This is a genomic window from Paenibacillus sp. J31P190, assembly GCF_059692075.1.
In genome coordinates this window covers 120,941-139,764 of record NZ_JCAUAS010000017.1, presented here as the reverse complement: position 1 = coordinate 139,764, position 18,824 = coordinate 120,941, and the positions used below count along the sequence as shown (strand labels likewise).

Below are 18,824 nucleotides of genomic sequence, written 5' to 3'. Positions count from 1 at the left end.
CATGACTGTGTTTGTTAAATTAGCATGGTACCAGACCTATGTTTAATTGGGATATGGATAGTTAACGAAGTACCTTCTTGTGGGATACTATCAATAGCCAGGGAATATTCACTTCCGAACAGTAATTCTAAGCGTTTCTTTACATTGGTTAACCCAATATTTCTTATGCGTCCATCGGAGGAATAGGCAGCATTGCCATTACTATCCATAGACTCTATAGCTTCCGGCGTCATTCCCACACCGTCATCGCTTATAATCACAACTAGTCGATCGTTCTCGAGGTGGATAGATAAGGTAATCATACCCTTCGTTTCTTTAGGGAGTATACCGTGGAATAAGGCATTCTCAATAATAGGCTGTAGGATATTTTTTGGCATATCAATGCTAGATACGTTATCAGAGATGTACAAGTACAATTCAAATTGATCGCGATATCGATACTTTTGTATTTTTGTATAGTCCAGAATAATGCCGACTTCTTTCTCGACGGAAGCGAACACTTCGTTATTCCCGATTCGTACTGCATCTTGCAGAATATGAATAAACGCTGTCATCATTTCCGTAATATCATGGTGTCGCTGTTTTCTTGCTAAGTAAATGACCGTATTTAGTGTATTGTAAATAAAATGCGGATTAATTTGTGAAAGCAATAGATCGATTTCAAGCTGCTGTTTGACCTTCTCATTCTCCAAGGATTCCTGGATGTGCCCCCGTAAATCTTCAAGCATTCTGTTAAAGCCAAGACCTAATACCTCAAGCTCATCTTTACTTTGAACCGTTATATTCATGTTTAAGTTTCCTGCGGACACTTGTTTCATTGCACGTGTGAGTTTTAAAATTGGTTTGGTTATATTGTTAATTAGGGGGGTTAGAATGAGCAATATGGCAACTATGCTAGCGCCAATCATGAGTAAAATGAAAGTGAAAATGTAATTTATTTTATGTAAAATTTGTTTTTTGGAAGTGTAAGAAATAATGTGCCATTGATCACCTATGGAACTTTTATAGACAAAGCCGCTTTTATTTTCCTCGAATGAACTTCTCGCATTGAAAGTATCGCTAAGCAACGGAGTTTCGGCTTTCCTATATAGAATTTGCCTATCTCCGTTAACCCACCAGTATTGTTCGTAGGATGCTGCATTGGATTGAACAATATTTACAAAATGATCGAAATAAAAGTTAATAATCAATTTTCCAATCGTATGATCATAGTGATCAATGTCCAGTATATTCACCGCATAACTTATTACTTCACTTTTTTTTTCGAGAGAGGTATCGTTATGAATAAAATGCGGGCTTGTAAACCCCCCATCTTGGTGTGCATGTATGAAATCACGAAACCATGGTTCATCTAAGGATTCACGCACAGAGTCATCAAGGGGTGAAGTACTTAACGTAACCTCTTGTTCTCCCTTAACGATATAAAAGCTTTGAACATCGTTTCTTAAAGCAAAATACTTATTAAGCTTGCGGACGATTTCGTTTCTTCCATCTAGGAAGTCGTAGACATCATCCTTATTCGTATCTTTCTTGAGAAAGGTTTGCAGGTTTTCATCCACCATGAGTGTTTCCGTAAAGGTACGTACATTTGAAATCATATCGTTTAATTGGTAGGCTGTTTGATTTAATTTGACTTGGTCATCTTGAATAACTTGTTGTTTTAATATCTTGGAGAAGTATAAGTAAAAGATAGTACCGCTGAATAGCAGACAAACCGTTACAATGGAAGCTGTGACTATAATAATTTTGAGTTTAATGCTACGGTTTATCAGTACAATCAACCTCCTTTGCGATATTCTTGCGGCGTGAAGCCGGTCACCTTGTAAAAAACCTGACTGAAGTAAGCACTGCTGCGATAACCAATCTTTTCGGCAATTTCATAAATCTTAAGATTGTTTTCCTGAAGTAATTTCTTCGCTATATTAACACGGTAGGAAGTGACATATTCAAGGAAGGTTTGCTGCAATTCTTTTTTGAAAAGCTGATGCAAGTAGGGAACGCTGATATTCACCGATGTGGAAACACTCTCTACACTTAGGTCAGCATGGTAGTTCTTATGGATGAATTGAATGGCTTCGCGTGTTTTTCGGGAAAGATTAGAGAACCCGTTCTGCTCGATTTCTTGAGAAAGCAGATGCATATGTGAGATGAACCATTGTTGGATATCATCAACATGGAATAGTTGCAGTACTTCATGCACCTTGTCTTCTTTTGAGGGCTTTGTAGGGAGCATGCCGTATTTATTACGAAGAAAATCCAGCTTCTTTAATAATTCTGAAGTTAACAATTGTAGCGACAACGAGTCATTTAACTTTTGAATGTGATTAAAGTAATCCGGAATTCGTTCTTGAAGTACCATGAGATCACGCTCTTCCTGTATTTCTTGAAGTTTCGCTGGAAGAAAGGTATTCAGAGAAAGTTCAGTATCAGGATGATCCTCTAACGTGTAGTAAGCCTCTCTTCCAATAAACCATCGTTTGAGAAACAACGCATGACTTCGATGAAAGAACTGGTTAAATTCCCGTTTACCGGCAGCTGCTACTGAGCCTACGATAGAAATCGTTTCGTGGCTGTATTGACGCATTATTTTTTGAAGATGCTTCGCAAAGCTGATCTGCTCTTGTTGAACTTTCCATAACTGGTGAGTTTTTGTAATCGTATAAATAAGCAAAATTTCCCTATCGTTTAAAGTAACTGTGATCAGATGCTTCATACTCATCTCTAAATTGAATTGCTCTTGTTTAAATACCTGCGATAATGGAATACCAAACTCCGGGATTAACTCTGGAAAAAGGGGATAGGGTGTGTCTTGCTTCAAATAAAAAAGTGCACAAGGAGAATCTAATTGTTTCAACCAGTCTGTATCAAGTTGATGACTAGGTGCTTCCGTATGCTTACCTATGAATAACTTCCGTAAATATTCCTCTTGAATCATAGAAACACTGCTGATCAATCTCTCCCACTGCAAACGAACTGACTTCAATGTATCCAGCAATGTTTGAGCATCAATTTCATGTTTCAACAAGTAACCCGACACACCGTATCGAATTGCTCCTTTGGCATATTCGAAGTCCTGGTATGACGTTATCATAATGATCCGGCAAAGTTCATTTTCAGCTCTAATTTGTTCAGCGAGTTCCAATCCATTTACAATAGGCATGCGAACATCAGTAATAACAAGATCAGGCTTATGAATTCGAAATAGCTCCATGGCGCGTCTTCCGTTTCTCGCTGTTCCAATAATATGGAAATTATAATCTTGCCAAGCTATTAAAGATTCCAGATCTTCAACAGCAAGAGCCTCATCGTCAACGATCATCACTTTCATAGTTAATGGCTCCAATAGCTACCCTCCGATTTCAAATTCGTATCCATTATAACACGCGATCATTAGCTAACTAGTCGAGTATAGGAAATTGAATATTAGTATAGAATTGTGGTGTTTTTTCACACTAAGGGAAGTGGTATGCTTCAAAACATAACCAACCTTAGAAAAAGAAAAGGGGGTCAAGAAAGATGAATAAAGTGACTCATCTGGGTATAAGAGGATTATCACTTATATTCATGCTGTCGCTAATAGCTTGCAGCAATGGTGGAACCAAAGAGCAAGAAAAGAAGGAAAGCCAATCCATTGCTAGTCACAAGGAAGCAAAAGACAGCGGTACGGTTACAATCTGGGGTTGGGACAAGCCAAAGGACAATGTACTGCAAGGGTTTAAACATAAATACCCGGATATTACGATTAATTTTGTAAATATACCCTCGGGAGATATCATGAAAAAATTACAGGTCTCCCTAGCGTCCGGTGGTGATTTGCCAGATATGTTCATGATTGAGCGCGGTTTTCGGGGGCAACTGGTTAACATGGATATACTTGATAACCTAGAAGCGGATCCTTACAAATTTAATCGTCATTTGATCTTTGATTATGACGTTCCTCAGAATTCAGACGCAAATGGTAAGGTCGTGGCTGTGCCGATTGATATGAGCATTGCCGGCTTAGCCTATAAACGTGAATTGGCAAAGCAATATTTTGGGACGGACGATCCAAATGAACTGCAACTACTTCTTCCAAATTGGGATCAGTTTATTGCAAAGGGTAAGGAAGTTGTAGAGAAAAGTGGGGGCAAGGTTTTCATGTTCCCGAGTCTCGGGGAAGCATGGCAGATCATTGCAGGTCAGAATTCCGAGCCCAATGCAACAGGCAATATCATAAACGTGAATAAATTGTCCACTTCTTTTGTTAGTATCACAAAACTGAGAGATGCAGGTATCATTGATAAAATCGATCAAAGCTCTTCAGCGGATAACGCTTCCTATGCACAAAATAACCACATGTTCTACCCAGCGGCGATTTGGTCGCCTCACTATCAAATCGAACCAAATGACAAGAATGGCAACAACGGCAGATGGGGTCTTATGGTACCGCCTGGAGGAGGCTATATTTGGGGAGGAAGTTCCTACGGAATTCTCAAAAAAGCAAAGAACAAAGAGCAAGCATGGAAATTTATACAATGGGCACAACTTTCACAAGAAGGTGCCGAAGCCAATAAAAAGGATGGAATTTTCACTCACTTCAAGGCTGCCTATGATAATCCAGGCTTTATTAATTGGAAGACGTCTTGGTTTGGTGAGCAAGATATCGGTGTTACCTTCTTCAAAGAAATTAATGCTGTCACGAAGGACTCTCCGCTAAGTAAATATGATGATACCATTTTCACAAATGGCGTTGTTATCGCTTTGAAGACGCTGGCTTCCGATCCCGACATTGGCAATGACGAATTGATGAAAAAAGTAACGCAAAGTATTAAAAATGTTGCCCCTGAGTTGAAATAGAGGCTTAGGGTGCTTGCATCAAACGATATTGAAAACCACTTAATTTAGTAAATGGGGGATTGTCTATGAAAAAAGCTGCATTATACATGTTGAGTTTGAGCATTGTGGGTAGTTTGGCGGCTTGTGAAAGCGGAACCAAGAGTGCAAATGGAAATGTAAAAGCGGACGGTAGCACTGTTAGCAACGAATCAATTGTCGATGGAAAGATGAAAGAGGAAGTGGTAATCAGTATTCCGAGGTCTGTAGACCCTAATGCTAAGCTAGGAGCCGGCAATCTTCCGTCAGGGGACTCCTACGAGAATAATCAATTCACTAGGTATGTGAAGGAAAAGTTGAATATATCTTTCAAAGCGGCTTTCACGGCTTCTCCGGACGCCTATGATCAGAAGCTTAAATTGGCAATCGCCAGCAATGAGCTGCCGGATGTCATGGAATTAAGCGAAACTGATTTCAAAAAACTGGCCGAAAACGGACAAATTGAAGATTTGACGGATGCGTTCAATAAGTATGCGTCTCCGACCTTGAAGAAAATTTACGATTCAACCAACGGGATGGCGTTGAAGCAGGCAACGATTGGTGGCAAATTGCTGGCGATGCCTAACGTCAATACGATGGCTGATTTCACGAATGTGCTTTGGATTCGCAAAGATTGGTTGGATAAGCTGGGGTTGAAGGAACCTAAGACGTTGGACGAAATTTCTGCTATTGCCAAGGCGTTTATAGAAAAGGACCCGGACGGAAATGGTCAGGTTGACACGATGGGATTGCCTGGTCCGGACAAAAAACAGCCGGTAGTCAATAATGACAAAAATCACTACTTTGGTTTTGAACCTATTTTCGCAATCGACCATGCCTTTCCAGGGATGTGGGTAAAGAACGGCAAAGGTGAAATCGTATACGGATCCACTCAGCCGGAAGCAAAGAAAGGTCTCGAAATTTTGCGCAAAATGTATAGTGACGGCGTGATCGACAAGCAGTTCGCATTTCGCGATGATCCTTCTACGTTTGTTAAGAGCAACAAAACCGGCATGTTCTTCGGGCCTTGGTGGATGCCGCTCGGCATGCTGCAGGAATCGGTGAAAAATGATCCGAAAGCGGAATGGATTCCGGTTCTTGCACCATTTGGAGCTGATGGTAAATATACGACAAACCGCGGATCGGCAAGCGGCGACTTTGTTGTTGTAAAGAAAGGATTTAAGCATCCGGAAGCTTTGATTATGTATATGAACTTATACGGCGCCAATCTAATCGGAGAGGATTTGGAAGGCGCACAAAAGCTCGATCCAAAGGTTGACTTGGCTTACTGGCCAATTCGGATAACCCTTGAATACGGCGATAAGGTAGAGAGAATGTACCGTGATGTCCAAAGCGTAATCGACGGAAAAACCAAATCTGAAAGCCTGACCCCGGATAAGAAAGCTGTGTATGAATCCTATTTGCGAGATCAGAAAGACCCGCGAAAAGTGCCGGCAGATTGGGCTGCGTCTGCGGGCTGGCTAGTATCGGGCAAGGTGCTTAACCAACCAATGAACACGGTATACAACGAGTTCACGGGCACGACGGACCTTATGAATCAAAAATGGGCAACGCTAAATAAATTAGAAAATGAAACGTACGTGAAAATCGTTCTTGGTCAAGCAGATATGAGTTCCTTTGATGACTTTGTGAAGAAATGGAACGAGCTGGGCGGCGATCAGGTAACTCAGGAAATTAGAAAACTGGCAGGAAAATAAAGAAAAGGATCTGCAAACAAGCTGGTTCCCTTGTCGAAAGGGAGCTGGCTTGCCTACTGGATTATGTGCGCAGGGGGTGAAGAGTGTGAGAGAAAAATCAAATGTTAAACACTATTGGATAATGTTGATTCCAGGGCTTTGTCTGCTGTTCATTTTTAATACGTATCCATTGTTCGGCTCCATAATCGCTTTCGAGAATTATAACCCGTTCAAAGGAATGCTTCATTCCAAGTGGGTTGGGCTGGATCATTTTAAATTTATGTTTCAACTTCCTGATAGCCGCCTGATATTATTCAACACGATCTATATCGCTTGTATGAAGATTGTAGCGGGGATGGTCGTTTCTCTAACATTCGCTCTTTTATTGAATGAGTTAAGAGTAAAGTTTGTCAAAAGATCCGTCCAGACGCTTGTGTACATCCCCCACTTTTTATCATGGGTTATTTTGTCGGGCATATTAATGGACGTTTTATCCCTTGAAGGCATGGTAAACAAGGTGGTGCAGTGGTTTGGATTTCATCCCATTCTATTTTTGGGCAATAATCAACTATTTCCTTTTATTTTGATCGGAAGCGACGTCTGGAAGGAATTCGGCTTCGGCGCGATTGTATACTTGGCTGCTCTGGCAGGCATTAACCCTGGTTTATACGAGGCTTCAGCTATTGATGGAGCGAATAGATTTCAAAGAATTATGTATATTACGCTTCCAGGCATCGTGCCTACCATTGTTTTGCTAGTGACTCTAAGTTTGGGAAATATACTAAACGCAGGCTTCGATCAAATATTTAATATGTATAATCCTATTGTTTATCAATCTTCGGATATTATTGATACCTATGTATATCGCGCGGGGCTTGTCTCACAACAATACAGTTTGGCGACTGCCGTTGGATTGATGAAATCTCTGGTTAGCTTTATATTGATCGTTATTTCCAACATGCTTGCTAAAAAATTTGCAAATTACCGTATCTTCTAAGGCAGGTGTGAAATCATGACAAATAATGGTGTTGCTTCCCGTATTTTTGATCATTTGAATGTGATCTTGCTGAGCTTGCTGGCTTTATTATGTCTTGCTCCCATTTGGCATACGCTTGCCTTGTCTTTTAGCTCCAAAAGTGCAGCTGAAGCGGGAATTGTGTTTTTCTGGCCTGTTCAATTCAACTTTACATCGTATATTCAAATCATTGGAGATCAACAGTTTTGGAGATCTTTTCTGATTAGCATCTTGAGGGTTATTCTCGGGAGTTCATTGAATTTTCTAGTGACGCTGCTTCTTGCTTTCCCGATGTCGAGAACCACCAAGCAGCTTCCGCTCAGGAATGTCATTATGTATTTTTTATTGTTTAATATGCTTTTTTCGCCCTCGATGATTCCGATGTATTTTACGGTGAAAAACTTAGGGCTGATGGATAGCATTTGGGCGCTGATTCTGCCTTCGGCCGTTCCGATCTTCAACGTCATGCTGCTCATGAATTATTTCCGTAACATACCAAAGGAATTGGAAGAAGCAGCGATGATGGACGGCGCCGGACCTTGGTATATGATGATTAGAATCTTCTTGCCTATAGCTGTTCCTACGGTAGCCGTTATCACATTGTTTAGTATTGTCGGTCATTGGAATGCTTTTTTTGACGGATTAATTTATATGAATAAGGTCGAGCATTACCCGTTACAAACCTATATTCAACAGCTGATCGTCAAGATTGACCCAAGTAAACTGACCGTAGAGCAGCTGGTGAAACTGCAAAATGTCTCAGCTAAAACGATGAATGCTGCAAAAATTTTCATTTCGATGCTGCCTATTCTCATTTTATATCCATTTCTACAGAAATATTTCATTCATGGTATTATGCTTGGTTCAGTTAAAGAATAAGAGAGATACATATTCAAGAAGCAGCGGATGCTGCTTTCTTTCATAAGGAATGGTCGGATTATGTTATAGATAGAACAGCCGAATAAGCCCTTGGTGTGAATTTCCCTCACCAGGGGCTATTTTTACAACTTTCCCATCCATTTTATTTATAAAGGATATCTCCTCGCAAGGACTCTACTTTATCTAATGCCTTACTAATATCAACTTCACTTACACCAAAATGTGCTAGAGCAGTATGAAGATGTTTAACAATAGCATCGAAGTGGGGAGGTTGCAAATCCATTCCTTCGTGCACTTTTGACATAGCACCGCCAGAGTATTGGTTAGGTCCACCTAACGCATAGCTTATAAATTTCGTTTGATGTTTTCGTTGTTTTTCCATATCTGTATGTTCAAAAAAGTGTTTAACAGTCTCATCTGCTAAAACTAAATCATAGAAGTAGTCCACCACTTTAGCGATTGACTCTTCGCCGCCAAACTTTTCATATAATGTGCTCATATGCAACTCCTCTAAAATTGGGTTTATCTAATTATACCCATGAATGGCATATCCATTCAGATTACCAGTTTCACCATACTTTCAACAGAACAGCTAATAAATAATTATTTTAATTAAGTTAGTTGGAACAAAATAAAGAGCAGTTCTACAGTAGCAGCTGCTCCTTGTTATGTGCATGTGTTAGATTAATTTGAAATATCTTATTTTGCTCGGGTGACCCTTTTTCGGAAATCCCTGGTTTTTGCAACTATTTTGCTTCTTGAAAGAAGATGGTCGTCACTGGCTTTCCATGTGTGGCCTTTTTTGTTTTTTCTGCGGATCATTACATAATTGTAAGGACTTGAGGAGTACACTTTAAAGTGATTAATCCTGCATCTCTTTGCAAAGATCACATCTTCATTTAGTGAAACGTTTGGAAATCGGACTTTATTAAATACACGCCTTTTAAAAAAAAGGGTTCCACCGGTCACCCATTTTACGTATTTATGTTGTTTTTTGGCTGAGTGGAGGATGAGCAGATTTTTCCTTTTGATAAAAGCCAGATAAGCTCGTTTTCCCACAACATGCGCTTTCGTACGACGCATCGCCTTTATCTGCTCAGTCAAATAATATTTGGAGTAGTAGTCATCATCATCGAATTTTGCAATATAGGGGTGCTTCGTCCGTTTTATTGCGTAATTTAGACACTCACCCAAAGAGACTTTTTCCGGCCTCTTGTAAACGGAAACATGTTTATGGTCTTTTGTTTTTTTTCGATATTTGGATAATCTCATACCACTTTTATTTAATACGATAATTAACTCTTTTATCGGGTAACGCTGTCTTTTATAATTTGCCAAAACATTACCAATAAAACTTGGCCTATTCGTACACGTGATGATCGATATTCCCCGCTTTCTTTGGCTCACGATATCTCCTCCCAATGTAAAAATACGTGTGCATTTCACTTTTTGCGGTGTTTTTCAAAATTCCCATAATCAATAAAAACGATTCGTCCATCATTTTTCAAACGTATGTTATTAGAATTAAGATCATGAGGAATGATTCCATTCCTCATGAATTTCCTTCTCAAAGCGATTAGTTTTCTCTTATATTTTTTTGATCTGGGAAACATCCTTTTGTACTTTTTCATTATTAAAATGTGATAGCCATACCCATAAGTTGTGATTGTTCCAAGGTGTTTTTTAATCCTAGATGGAGCTGATTTATATACAATTACTTCTTGCTTGTTGCTTGATCTCCCATTTTTTGATTTAGCAACTTTTATTACACGGCGATTACCCAAATCATATGCTACTCGCCACTTACCTACCCCGATAACTTTCATTTTATTAATCTTCTTCTTCATGTAACAATGTTCCCCTCCCGTCAAAAGGTGTCTTGTTATTCTATTCATCAGCGCTAATAAGTTACAAAATATACCATAAATAGGCCTCGTTAAGTGGTGGCCAAGGAAAAATTTTGTAAGCACTGCGGATGGGTGTGGTGACATTGACTGGTATACTAAATATTTCAACAATCGCTCCCGTCAGTTGAACAAAACGCTATATATATAAGCAACAATTAATATTGATACTTAAAATTTCCATAGTCAATCACAATGATCTCCCCGTCAGAATTTAGACGCAGGTTTTGATAATTGGGTCCGTCACGACCTGAAATCTCATAAGGAATTATTCGATTTTTTTTAAATTTCCCTTTCATATCAAAAAATTTTTTCATGTTTTCCTTATTTCTCCGGAAATTTGTTTTATAGTTTTTCATTATTATCCAATTGTATCTATCATCGTGCTTTAGGATGTGGCCAAGATGTTTTTTTATATCGGTTGGAGATGTCATGCATATCGTTACTTCTTTCTTGTTACTTTTTATCCCATATTTAGACTTCGCTACCTTTAGAACGTAACCATTACCCAGATCATATACAACTCGTCTTGAACCCAAACCGATAATGTTTTTTCCTTGAATCATTTTTTTTATATGTTTGTCTAATGAAACAAGATCCGTTCTCAGTGATTGGTTGCCTGTTATTTTATTCGTTTTACTTATTCGTTTTCGTTTTTTCTGCGCTCGAGAACCCGGCGACCCGAAAGGTCCAGGCTCACATTGTAATCCTTGCGATTCAGGAGGCCCTGGGTAGTCTTCCATTCCTTGGGTTATTTGAGGTTCTGTTAAACTGAAAGGTCCGGGTTCCCCTAGAAGTCCCGTTGGTTCTTGCATGACGGGGCAGGTAATTCTCCGTATTGTCATAAATTCTTCTTGAAAACCGCCTAAAGTAGTGGGAAGGGTACCGGGCTCGGTGGGGAAATTGGAGGAATTAATGTCCTCAGTCGCGTATGCGTTACCGACCAAGGAATAACCTGTATGATAGCCTTCGATCATCTCAAATCCAACGCTCTGGCTTCCATCCGCTTCGGCTCTAATTACAAACTGGTAACCGACTGGGTTTTGGATGTGATCCTTTTTCTGATAACCCACCGGTTTGAGGTCCATGAACGTCCCGAAGGGGGTAATGATCAACAAATTACCGGCATCATCGATCCGGATCTCGTCTGCCCCCTCACAGATGAACCGGATATCCTCCATCCGGGCACCCGGCTGCAGCATCACATCATATTTCATATTCCCTTCGTGTCCTTGAAATACCACATCGATGCCAGGCCACATCTGCCGGTAGATGACTTCCCGATAGATGGGGAGATTCGAGTAAAGTTCATTAGGATCACTACCGCGTCCTGTTTCCGGTGATGTTCCTTCAGGGGTCACGTCAGAACGGGCATTCAAAAAACGCATAGCCAGACTAGGTTTATGAATAAACGATAGTTTAGGATCAAACTCAAAGAAGGTCATCCCTACTTGTTCCTGGCTAAAGGTATAACAAAATTCTCTATCTTCCGCATAGAACCGAACCGCTTCATTCAACAGTGTACCATTGGGAACAAACACTATAGGAAGCCCATAAGTCTCCAATTTTCTCTGTTTCGTCTCTTCCTCAGGCTGCATGGGATCTTTTTTCCCCTTTCTGACTCATGCCGTGAGTTCATTTATACTGATACATAGATACGTATGTCTATAATTACTTGATTGGGTATGCATCCTTAATATAAATAAATAGGCATGTAGACGGAAAAAGTGATGACACAGGTTGTTATCTACTGAAGTAGATAAACTTCCTGAAAATCTCATAAAGCAGAGAACTGAAAATGGCAATAAGAAACTAGGCGCAACTATGACGTTTTTCAAAAGGCTGCGTCTAGTATTTTAATATGAACGAGTTACTATAAGGCGTCGGGAGCAGCGATTGTTACTGTTACGTGCTGCGATTCGCCTGTATAGGACTCCGAGATAATTGTCAGATCTGCTTACGGATTGTGAAGCTTCAAGAAGCGCCGATCGGAGAGATTTGTTTCCTTTGCGAGTTTCCGAGGGTTTTCGTTTACCAGTACTTTCGCTGTTGTTGCATGGTACAAGACCGATCCAGACCCGCTGATATTTTTTATTTACGGGCATATTTAAACCCTCCATAATCAATGATCACGATCTGGCCACCCCGCTTTAACCGGATGTTCGGTGCATATGGTTTATAATAGAGACGTATCCCTTTTGAAGGAATAATTCCATTTGATCGAAACGTTTTTACCAATTTCATAAGTTTTAGTTTATATTTGGAAGAAACAGGGAATTTACGATCATATTTTTTCATGGCAATCCAGTGATATTCTTTATGGTACTCTTTAATCTTAGCTAAATATTTTTTAATCGGTTCCAATAAGGAATAATAAATATTAACTTCAATACGGTTACAATTAATCCCTTTTTTCGATTTGGCAATCTTAATAACATAACCGTTTCCTAAATCGTACACAATTCGCGTTCCACCAGAGCCAATCCGTTTCTTCCCTTTAATTTTTCGCTTAATGGTATCGTCCAGTTTAATTATGGTGATCCCTCATTTCTAACATGAAGATTATTGGTCAAATTAGTATATGTCAAGAGTTACGGATTGGAATGTAAATATAAACAACTATGATCAATACTTAATGTTGAAATTCGATCCTCTCGTGGGTGTAGTCGATGCGCTCGCTGAGAATAAGATATCTGAACGTGCTTATTTGTTCGAATGGCTGCGGCAATGGAGGCATTAGCAAGGTACGAGTGCTTATTGTGCGTTCTTGAGCCTAGTAAGTTAGGAAATGCAGCAGATAAGCACGCACTGTGGTCTTATCTCGCGAAATACCGCAAAGTTGGCGGCAATAAGCACATTTAGCTTGCCTATATCTGTTGTGGAGCGATCGAGATATCCAGGGAATTAAACATTCCCAAAAGTACCCTAAGTCGCAAATGAGCCTCTGTCGAAGCGATTGCTTTAACGGGGCTTTCGCTGTTTTAAAAAGGAAGCTGCAAATCACATTTCAATTTCATTACTTTTTTGCTAATGGTAAAATATAGCTATCATCATTTCGAAGGTGGACTGAAACTAAATGAAGCAGAAAATTGAATATGACAATCTAATTCCAATTAATGCTTATCTTTGGTGTCCCAAACCGTATCTGCAGCCTCTTCATTTTCATTCCAGCTTGGAAATAGGCTATTGCTTGGAAGGTAAAGGGCAATTTGTTTTTGAAAATAAGCAATATAAGGTTAGCAAAGGTGATGTCTTTATTGTCAATAATACGGAGCTGCATATTGCACAATCCGCTCAGCATGATCCGAGCCGATATATTTTTGTTAATTTTGATCCTAGTCTCTTCCTTGAAGAAGATGAAAGATTATTGCTGCCATTTGCTTATCGTTCTGAGAGATTTGAGAATCATATAGCAGCTGGGACACCGCTTGCCCAAAGAATAGGGGCATTAATTCAACAGATTTATGAGGAGCTGAGCGCGAAAGCTGAGGGTTATATTACGATTTCCCGCTGCAAATTGCTGGAGCTGGGTGTTACACTGCTTCGCCATTACAGGACTGCTTTTAGCAACGAGCAATGGCTAAAGATGTCCAAGTCGCAGCGTGAGATCAAAGAAATGATGATATTTGTCAAAGAACGGTTTCTTGAGCCTCTTCAGCTTACAGATGTTGCTGCTCATCTAGGCTGGAGCAGTGCGCGGACAAGCCGCTTGTTTAAGGAGCATACAGGCAGCAGCTTTTTGAACTATATTACACAGCTGCGCATTAGCGAAGCAAGGAAACAACTTGTAACTAATCTTGATAGTATCGCAGACATTAGTTTTTCCAGCGGGTTTCAGAGCTTGGCGTCCTTCTATCGAGCCTTTAACTCTGTCGTTGGTATGTCGCCTCAAGAATACCGTAAACAATTTGGCGTTAAGCAATTATTTTGAGAATTATGAAGGAAATTGAGAAGATTCGCTAGAGCTAAATCCGTATAATCAGCTTAAAATCTTACATTAAAGGTGGTTTTACGATGGCTGGCTGGGAGCGATTAAAGGATATTGTACATTTGGAATTTATACAAAGGGGAGAAGAAGGCTGCGATGTAAGCGGGTTTCAGGACAAATGGGCCACAGCTGGGGAGGATGAAACGAAGCTGATGGCTGTATATCATCAGTTGATGGAGCTTGAAATTAGTGCTGAATTCACATATCAAGAGCCTTCAGATTTGCCTAGTATACTTGCCATGCGGCCAGAAGGACCGCGAAAACTAACGGCGGATAAATCTGAAACTGAATGGCTCAATCAATTTCAAGGTGCGTGGCTCGGTCGGAGTATAGGGTGTGCCTTGGGGAAACCGCTTGAGAACCGTCAATTTATGGATGGCAGCGGAGGAAGAGCGGGCTGGAAAAATATTGAGTTGTGGTTCAAAGGAGCAGATGCTTGGCCCATTCGCGGTTATACCCCAGGGAGTTCACGGGCGTCAGTTGAGTACGATTTGAAAGTAAATGAGTGGTGTAAGAAAAGCTGGAAAGAACATATTCAGTTTATGGAATCCGACGATGATATTCGTTATACCGTGTTAGGCTTAATTCTTTTAGAGGAAAAAGGATTGGATTTTGATAGCTGGGATATTGGCAAGCTGTGGCATAAGCATCTGAGCTATCAGCAAGTGTGTACAGCAGAGACGCAATCTTATTTGAATTTCGCTCAGGTAACCTTCCATATGCAAGGTGAAAAAACGGACGACTGGGCACAGAAGAGTGAATGGGTGCGAACCTGGTTAAATCCGTATCGGGAGTGGATTGGAGCTCAAATCAGAGCCGATGGCTTTGCTTACGGCGCGGCGGGGAATCCAGAGCTGGCAGCTGAATTAGCTTGGCGGGACGCTTCCTTTTCCCATGTGAAGAACGGTATTTATGGGGAAATGTTTGTGGCAGCCATGATTGCAGCGGCTTTTAACGAAACCGATAATGAACGTATTGTAGAAATTGGACTTAGTGAAATTCCTAGAGATAGCCGACTGGCTCACGATATTCGACAAGCCGTAGAAATTGCGCGCAGTGCTGTTGACCAATTGGATTTAGTTGATCGAATCTGGGAAGCGTTCAAGCACTATCATTGTGTCCATACCAATAATAATGCAGCCTTAGTTGCTGCGTCGCTGATCTTTGCTAAGGACGATTTTGAGCTGGCTATTACGACAGCGGTTCTAGGCGGTTGGGATACCGATTGCAACGGAGCTACTGTTGGGTCGATTATGGGGGCGAAGCTAGGGGCCGATAAGCTTCCGGCCTATTGGTCCGAGCCGCTTCACGATACGTTATACGCAGAAGTGACAGGATTTCATCCGATTGCGATTTCGGATTGCGCCAAGCGCAGTTATGAGGTGTTTAAGAAGATATCTGCCGAATATGCTGCTGGCAAGAAGCTTTCATAAATGTAAAGACTGGCCCAATGGGCTGGTCTTTTTTAATTTGCTAGACCGCTCAGCTTACAAAATCACAAAATTGAAAGACATACGATCATTGTTGGTTTCGTTGGAAATCCCTTATATTAGGCTGGCATATTCATTTTACATCCAGCTATTCACTACTTACAACGCCTGGGAGCCCATATACGACAATTGCAACCGGAGTGACAGAAACGCGCAATAAACAACAGGAGAAGGCTGCCGAAATCAATGGATCGGCAGCCTCCTTAAGCATTTGGGCAAGGAACATCCCGACCTATGATCTCGGCCAATCCCCACTGGATTCTCCACTGAGAGGCTTCAGATTTAGCGGATTCCTTCAAATACATTATTTACAAGATGTTGCACGTAGGAATCGTCCAATTTTTCACCAGTTACCAGCAAGCGATAGAAAATCGGCCCGTAAATGAGATCCGTGCTTAATTCGATATCGAGATTTTTCTTCAATTCCCCGCGCTGAACCCCCTGTTCCATAAGACGCCTTGCCTCAAGCCGGCGAGGTTGGAAGTATCGCGTCCGATATGCCTCCGCCAATCCTGCATCAAACTGCCCTTCGCCTAATAACTCCGTAATGATTTTACCCTCCCGACTTGCCAAAAACCGGGTTAGATTCGTGGCATGAACCAGAATATCATCGAGTACTGTTCCCGTGTCAGGCACGGGCAGTCTTGCCGAGGCGGCATATAGAAATCCATCCATCACCACAGCAGCCTTGTTAGGCCACCATTTATAAATGGTGGCTTTGCTAACCTTGGCACGATCAGCAATTTTTTCTACTGTAACTGCTCCAAAGCCATTTTCCAATAATAAATCATAGGAAGCGGAAAGGATAGAGTTTTGCGTTTCTACATTACGTGGCCGCCCTCTTTTGCCCTGCACCAGAATCCTCCCCTTCGCATAAATAAACTAGAAAATATAAACTATACGTTTAGTATACTGAATTTTAAACGAAAATAAAACGAAATTAACTATTTACAAAACTATACGTTCAGTATATTATTTAGCTATAATTATTGAACTATACGTTTAGTATCTATATTGTAATGGCAGTGCTTAAAAGGTGGGTGCTGCAGAACACTCAGAAATTCAATTACGAGGAGGATTATCATGCAAAGTGAACAAGTGATGAAAGGCAACCGGATTTCAGGTTGGATGATGTTTATGTTGGCAGCCGCTTGCGGTCTTATTGTTGCCAATCTTTATTATGCTCAAACCCTTGTAGGACCTATCAGTGTCTCTACGGGCATTTCTTCCACAGCAGCAGGATTTATTGTCACTTTAACACAAATCGGTTATGTCGTTGGGCTGCTGTTTATCGTACCGCTCAGCGACATTATTGAAAATCGGCGCCTTACGGTAGTATCGCTAATGGTTACAGTCGGTGCCTTGCTAGCTGCCGCATTTGCCCCCAATGCGCCGTTATTCTTGACCGCGTCTCTGTTTATTGGAATTGGATCTGTGGTCGCCCAAATATTGGTTCCTTATGCTACCTATTTAGCGTCTGAAGAGCAGCGCGGCCGAGTAGTCGGAAATGTGATGAGCGGTCTCTTGCTCGGGATTATGTTTGCACGGCCGGTGGCAAGCTTGTTAACGAGCATCTGGGGATGGCAAGCCGTATTTGTTTTGTCGGCGATTGTTGTCACGCTATTGACGGTTCTATTGTCGCGTATTCTTCCCGAGCGCAGGCCTACGCCTTCGGTAACTTACGGTAAACTAATTGTCTCTTTAGGCAGCCTTTTAAAACAAACGCCTGCATTGCGACGCCGTGCCCTATATCAAGCTTGTTTATTTGGAGCTTTTAGCCTTTTTTGGACGGTGGTTCCTTTAAGATTGGCGAATGATTTCGGAATGTCACAACAAGGTATTGCATTGTTTGCTTTAGTAGGTGTGGGTGGTGCGATAGCTGCGCCGATTGCCGGGAGATTAGCGGATAAAGGATGGAGCAAATGGTTAACCGGGCTGGCCATGATCATTGCCGTCTTGTCTTTTTTGCTAATCTTTCTATTCCAAAGCCATTCAACGTTTGCTCTCATACTGCTCTTTCTTTCCGCGATTACACTTGATATGGCCGTGTCAGGAAATCTTGTACTTGGACAGCGTGTCATTTATTCATTGGGAAGAGAAGCAAGAGGCCGTCTTAACGGGCTTTTTATGTCTATTTTTTTCGTTGGCGGAGCCATTGGTTCATCTTTGGGCGGTTGGTCTTATGCATACGGGGGCTGGAATTTTGCCTCTATTATTGGAGTCGTCTTGCCTCTTATAGCTTTGCTTTACATTCTTACCGAAAAAAACAAAACCGAAGAAATCAAATAACGGAACACGAGGCTGCCGGGAATGTTGGGCAGCCTCGTTAAAGGTGAGGTTAGTTGAACAAGTCATATATTGAAAAATGAGAAAGGTTTTTTATCTTTTTTTTAAAATGAAAGGATATTTCTGCAACAATAATAATACAATAAACAATAATATTTTATTGTAAAACGATAAATCGTATGTTAAAGTCAACTTAATATTAAATAAGTGAGGTGCTTTTTATGAAACGAGGAACAACACTCTTTTTAAAGATAGCTGTTATTCTTATTGGAATCCCAGTTCTTGCTTTGTGCATATTTTTGGTGCCTGAGATAGGGAATTTTGCTGTAGAATTGTATCCAGATATTGCTTATATAAAATATCTCTTTTTAATTGATTTGTATGCAACAGCGATACCTTTTTACTTTGCTCTGTATCAAGCTTTTAAACTTTTAAGCTATATTGACAAGAACACAGCTTTCTCGGAATTATCTATACGAGCTTTAAAGAAAATAACATACTGTGCAATCACAATCAGTAGCTTGTATGTGGTTGGCATGCCGCTCTTTTATCTCATTGCGGAGAAAGACGATGCCCCAGGTATCATAGTAATCGGACTGGTTATGATTTTTGCCTCCATGGTGATTGCTGTTTTTGCTGCTGTTCTCCAAAGGCTTTTAAAAAATGCCATAGATATAAAATCAGAAAATGACTTAACGGTCTGAGGTGAATAAC

17 protein-coding genes are annotated in these 18,824 nt (G+C 40.7%); 8 read left to right on the top strand and 9 right to left on the bottom strand.

Going from position 1 to position 18,824, the window contains the following annotated elements; translation table 11 throughout:
- Positions 1–14 precede the first annotated feature (14 nt).
- Positions 15–1,781, bottom strand: coding sequence for a sensor histidine kinase (locus AC58U0_RS25595; RefSeq protein WP_497381725.1), 1,767 nt, complete (start codon positions 1,779–1,781; stop codon positions 15–17).
- On the bottom strand, positions 1,778–3,343 hold the full coding sequence (locus tag AC58U0_RS25590; RefSeq protein ID WP_497381724.1) for a response regulator transcription factor: 1,566 nt from the start codon (positions 3,341–3,343) through the stop codon (positions 1,778–1,780). The genes AC58U0_RS25595 and AC58U0_RS25590 overlap by 4 nt, the downstream gene beginning before the upstream one ends.
- A 173-nt stretch (positions 3,344–3,516) precedes the next feature.
- Between AC58U0_RS25590 and AC58U0_RS25585 the strand changes: the two genes are divergently transcribed.
- The 4 genes from AC58U0_RS25585 (at position 3,517) to AC58U0_RS25570 (ending at position 8,442) form a co-directional block, all read left to right on the top strand.
- Entirely contained in the window at positions 3,517–4,836 is a 1,320-nt protein-coding gene (locus AC58U0_RS25585; protein ID WP_497381723.1) for an ABC transporter substrate-binding protein, read from the top strand.
- Between the two features lie 65 nt (positions 4,837–4,901).
- Positions 4,902–6,569, top strand: coding sequence for an extracellular solute-binding protein (locus tag AC58U0_RS25580; RefSeq protein WP_497381722.1), 1,668 nt, complete (start codon positions 4,902–4,904; stop codon positions 6,567–6,569).
- A gap of 85 nt (positions 6,570–6,654) precedes the next feature.
- The gene (locus AC58U0_RS25575; RefSeq protein ID WP_497381721.1) at positions 6,655–7,545 is read left to right on the top strand and encodes an ABC transporter permease; all 891 of its coding nucleotides are present in this window, start codon (positions 6,655–6,657) and stop codon (positions 7,543–7,545) included.
- Between the two features lie 12 nt (positions 7,546–7,557).
- Positions 7,558–8,442 carry a carbohydrate ABC transporter permease gene (locus tag AC58U0_RS25570; RefSeq protein WP_497381768.1) on the top strand — a complete coding sequence of 295 codons (885 nt, stop codon included), beginning with the start codon at positions 7,558–7,560 and terminating at the stop codon, positions 8,440–8,442.
- A gap of 142 nt (positions 8,443–8,584) precedes the next feature.
- Here AC58U0_RS25570 and AC58U0_RS25565 read toward each other — a convergent pair whose 3' ends face one another.
- The 6 genes from AC58U0_RS25565 to AC58U0_RS25540 all read right to left on the bottom strand — a co-directional run bounded on the left by AC58U0_RS25565 (position 8,585) and on the right by AC58U0_RS25540 (position 12,806).
- On the bottom strand, positions 8,585–8,941 hold the full coding sequence (locus tag AC58U0_RS25565; RefSeq protein ID WP_497381720.1) for a group I truncated hemoglobin: 357 nt from the start codon (positions 8,939–8,941) through the stop codon (positions 8,585–8,587).
- 200 nt (positions 8,942–9,141) lie between these two features.
- Positions 9,142–9,849 (bottom strand): glycosyltransferase family 2 protein, encoded by a 708-nt coding sequence (locus AC58U0_RS25560; protein ID WP_497381719.1) that lies wholly within the window; start codon positions 9,847–9,849, stop codon positions 9,142–9,144.
- A gap of 35 nt (positions 9,850–9,884) precedes the next feature.
- Complete coding sequence (locus AC58U0_RS25555) at positions 9,885–10,289, bottom strand: hypothetical protein (RefSeq protein ID WP_497381718.1); 405 nt, start codon at positions 10,287–10,289, stop codon at positions 9,885–9,887.
- A 215-nt stretch (positions 10,290–10,504) separates the two neighbouring features.
- Entirely contained in the window at positions 10,505–11,944 is a 1,440-nt protein-coding gene (locus AC58U0_RS25550; protein ID WP_497381717.1) for a DUF7948 domain-containing protein, read from the bottom strand.
- Positions 11,945–12,202: 258 nt separating this feature from the next.
- Positions 12,203–12,451: a transposase gene (locus AC58U0_RS25545; protein ID WP_497381716.1), complete on the bottom strand. Its 249-nt coding sequence runs from the start codon at positions 12,449–12,451 to the stop codon at positions 12,203–12,205.
- On the bottom strand, positions 12,438–12,806 hold the full coding sequence (locus AC58U0_RS25540; protein WP_497381715.1) for a hypothetical protein: 369 nt from the start codon (positions 12,804–12,806) through the stop codon (positions 12,438–12,440). The genes AC58U0_RS25545 and AC58U0_RS25540 overlap by 14 nt, the downstream gene beginning before the upstream one ends.
- Before the next feature lie 616 nt (positions 12,807–13,422).
- On the opposite strand from AC58U0_RS25540, the gene AC58U0_RS25535 reads away from it, so the two are divergent.
- On the top strand, positions 13,423–14,277 hold the full coding sequence (locus tag AC58U0_RS25535) for a helix-turn-helix domain-containing protein (RefSeq protein ID WP_497381714.1): 855 nt from the start codon (positions 13,423–13,425) through the stop codon (positions 14,275–14,277).
- 83 nt (positions 14,278–14,360) lie between these two features.
- Complete coding sequence (locus tag AC58U0_RS25530; protein WP_497381713.1) at positions 14,361–15,767, top strand: ADP-ribosylglycohydrolase family protein; 1,407 nt, start codon at positions 14,361–14,363, stop codon at positions 15,765–15,767.
- Positions 15,768–16,106: 339 nt separating this feature from the next.
- On the opposite strand, the gene AC58U0_RS25525 is transcribed toward AC58U0_RS25530, so the two are convergent.
- Positions 16,107–16,679, bottom strand: a complete 573-nt coding sequence (locus AC58U0_RS25525) for a TetR/AcrR family transcriptional regulator (RefSeq protein ID WP_060648897.1) — start codon at positions 16,677–16,679, stop codon at positions 16,107–16,109.
- 228 nt (positions 16,680–16,907) lie between these two features.
- On the opposite strand from AC58U0_RS25525, the gene AC58U0_RS25520 reads away from it, so the two are divergent.
- Positions 16,908–18,113: an MFS transporter gene (locus AC58U0_RS25520; RefSeq protein ID WP_497381712.1), complete on the top strand. Its 1,206-nt coding sequence runs from the start codon at positions 16,908–16,910 to the stop codon at positions 18,111–18,113.
- Positions 18,114–18,331: 218 nt separating this feature from the next.
- Positions 18,332–18,814, top strand: coding sequence for a DUF2975 domain-containing protein (locus AC58U0_RS25515; RefSeq protein WP_497381711.1), 483 nt, complete (start codon positions 18,332–18,334; stop codon positions 18,812–18,814).
- Positions 18,815–18,824: the final 10 nt, after the last annotated feature.

Excerpts from the sequence above, each read along its gene's own strand:
- AC58U0_RS25585 (WP_497381723.1), top strand. The coding sequence starts at position 3,517 with ATGAATAAAGTGACTCATCTGGGTATAAGAGGATTATCACTTATATTC.
- AC58U0_RS25580 (WP_497381722.1), top strand. The coding sequence starts at position 4,902 with ATGAAAAAAGCTGCATTATACATGTTGAGTTTGAGCATTGTGGGTAGT.
- AC58U0_RS25565 (WP_497381720.1), bottom strand. The coding sequence starts at position 8,941 with ATGAGCACATTATATGAAAAGTTTGGCGGCGAAGAGTCAATCGCTAAA.
- AC58U0_RS25555 (WP_497381718.1), bottom strand. The coding sequence starts at position 10,289 with ATGAAGAAGAAGATTAATAAAATGAAAGTTATCGGGGTAGGTAAGTGG.
- AC58U0_RS25550 (WP_497381717.1), bottom strand. The coding sequence starts at position 11,944 with ATGCAGCCTGAGGAAGAGACGAAACAGAGAAAATTGGAGACTTATGGG.
- AC58U0_RS25545 (WP_497381716.1), bottom strand. The coding sequence starts at position 12,451 with ATGCCCGTAAATAAAAAATATCAGCGGGTCTGGATCGGTCTTGTACCA.
- AC58U0_RS25535 (WP_497381714.1), top strand. The coding sequence starts at position 13,423 with ATGAAGCAGAAAATTGAATATGACAATCTAATTCCAATTAATGCTTAT.
- AC58U0_RS25530 (WP_497381713.1), top strand. The coding sequence starts at position 14,361 with ATGGCTGGCTGGGAGCGATTAAAGGATATTGTACATTTGGAATTTATA.
- AC58U0_RS25520 (WP_497381712.1), top strand. The coding sequence starts at position 16,908 with ATGCAAAGTGAACAAGTGATGAAAGGCAACCGGATTTCAGGTTGGATG.
- AC58U0_RS25515 (WP_497381711.1), top strand. The coding sequence starts at position 18,332 with ATGAAACGAGGAACAACACTCTTTTTAAAGATAGCTGTTATTCTTATT.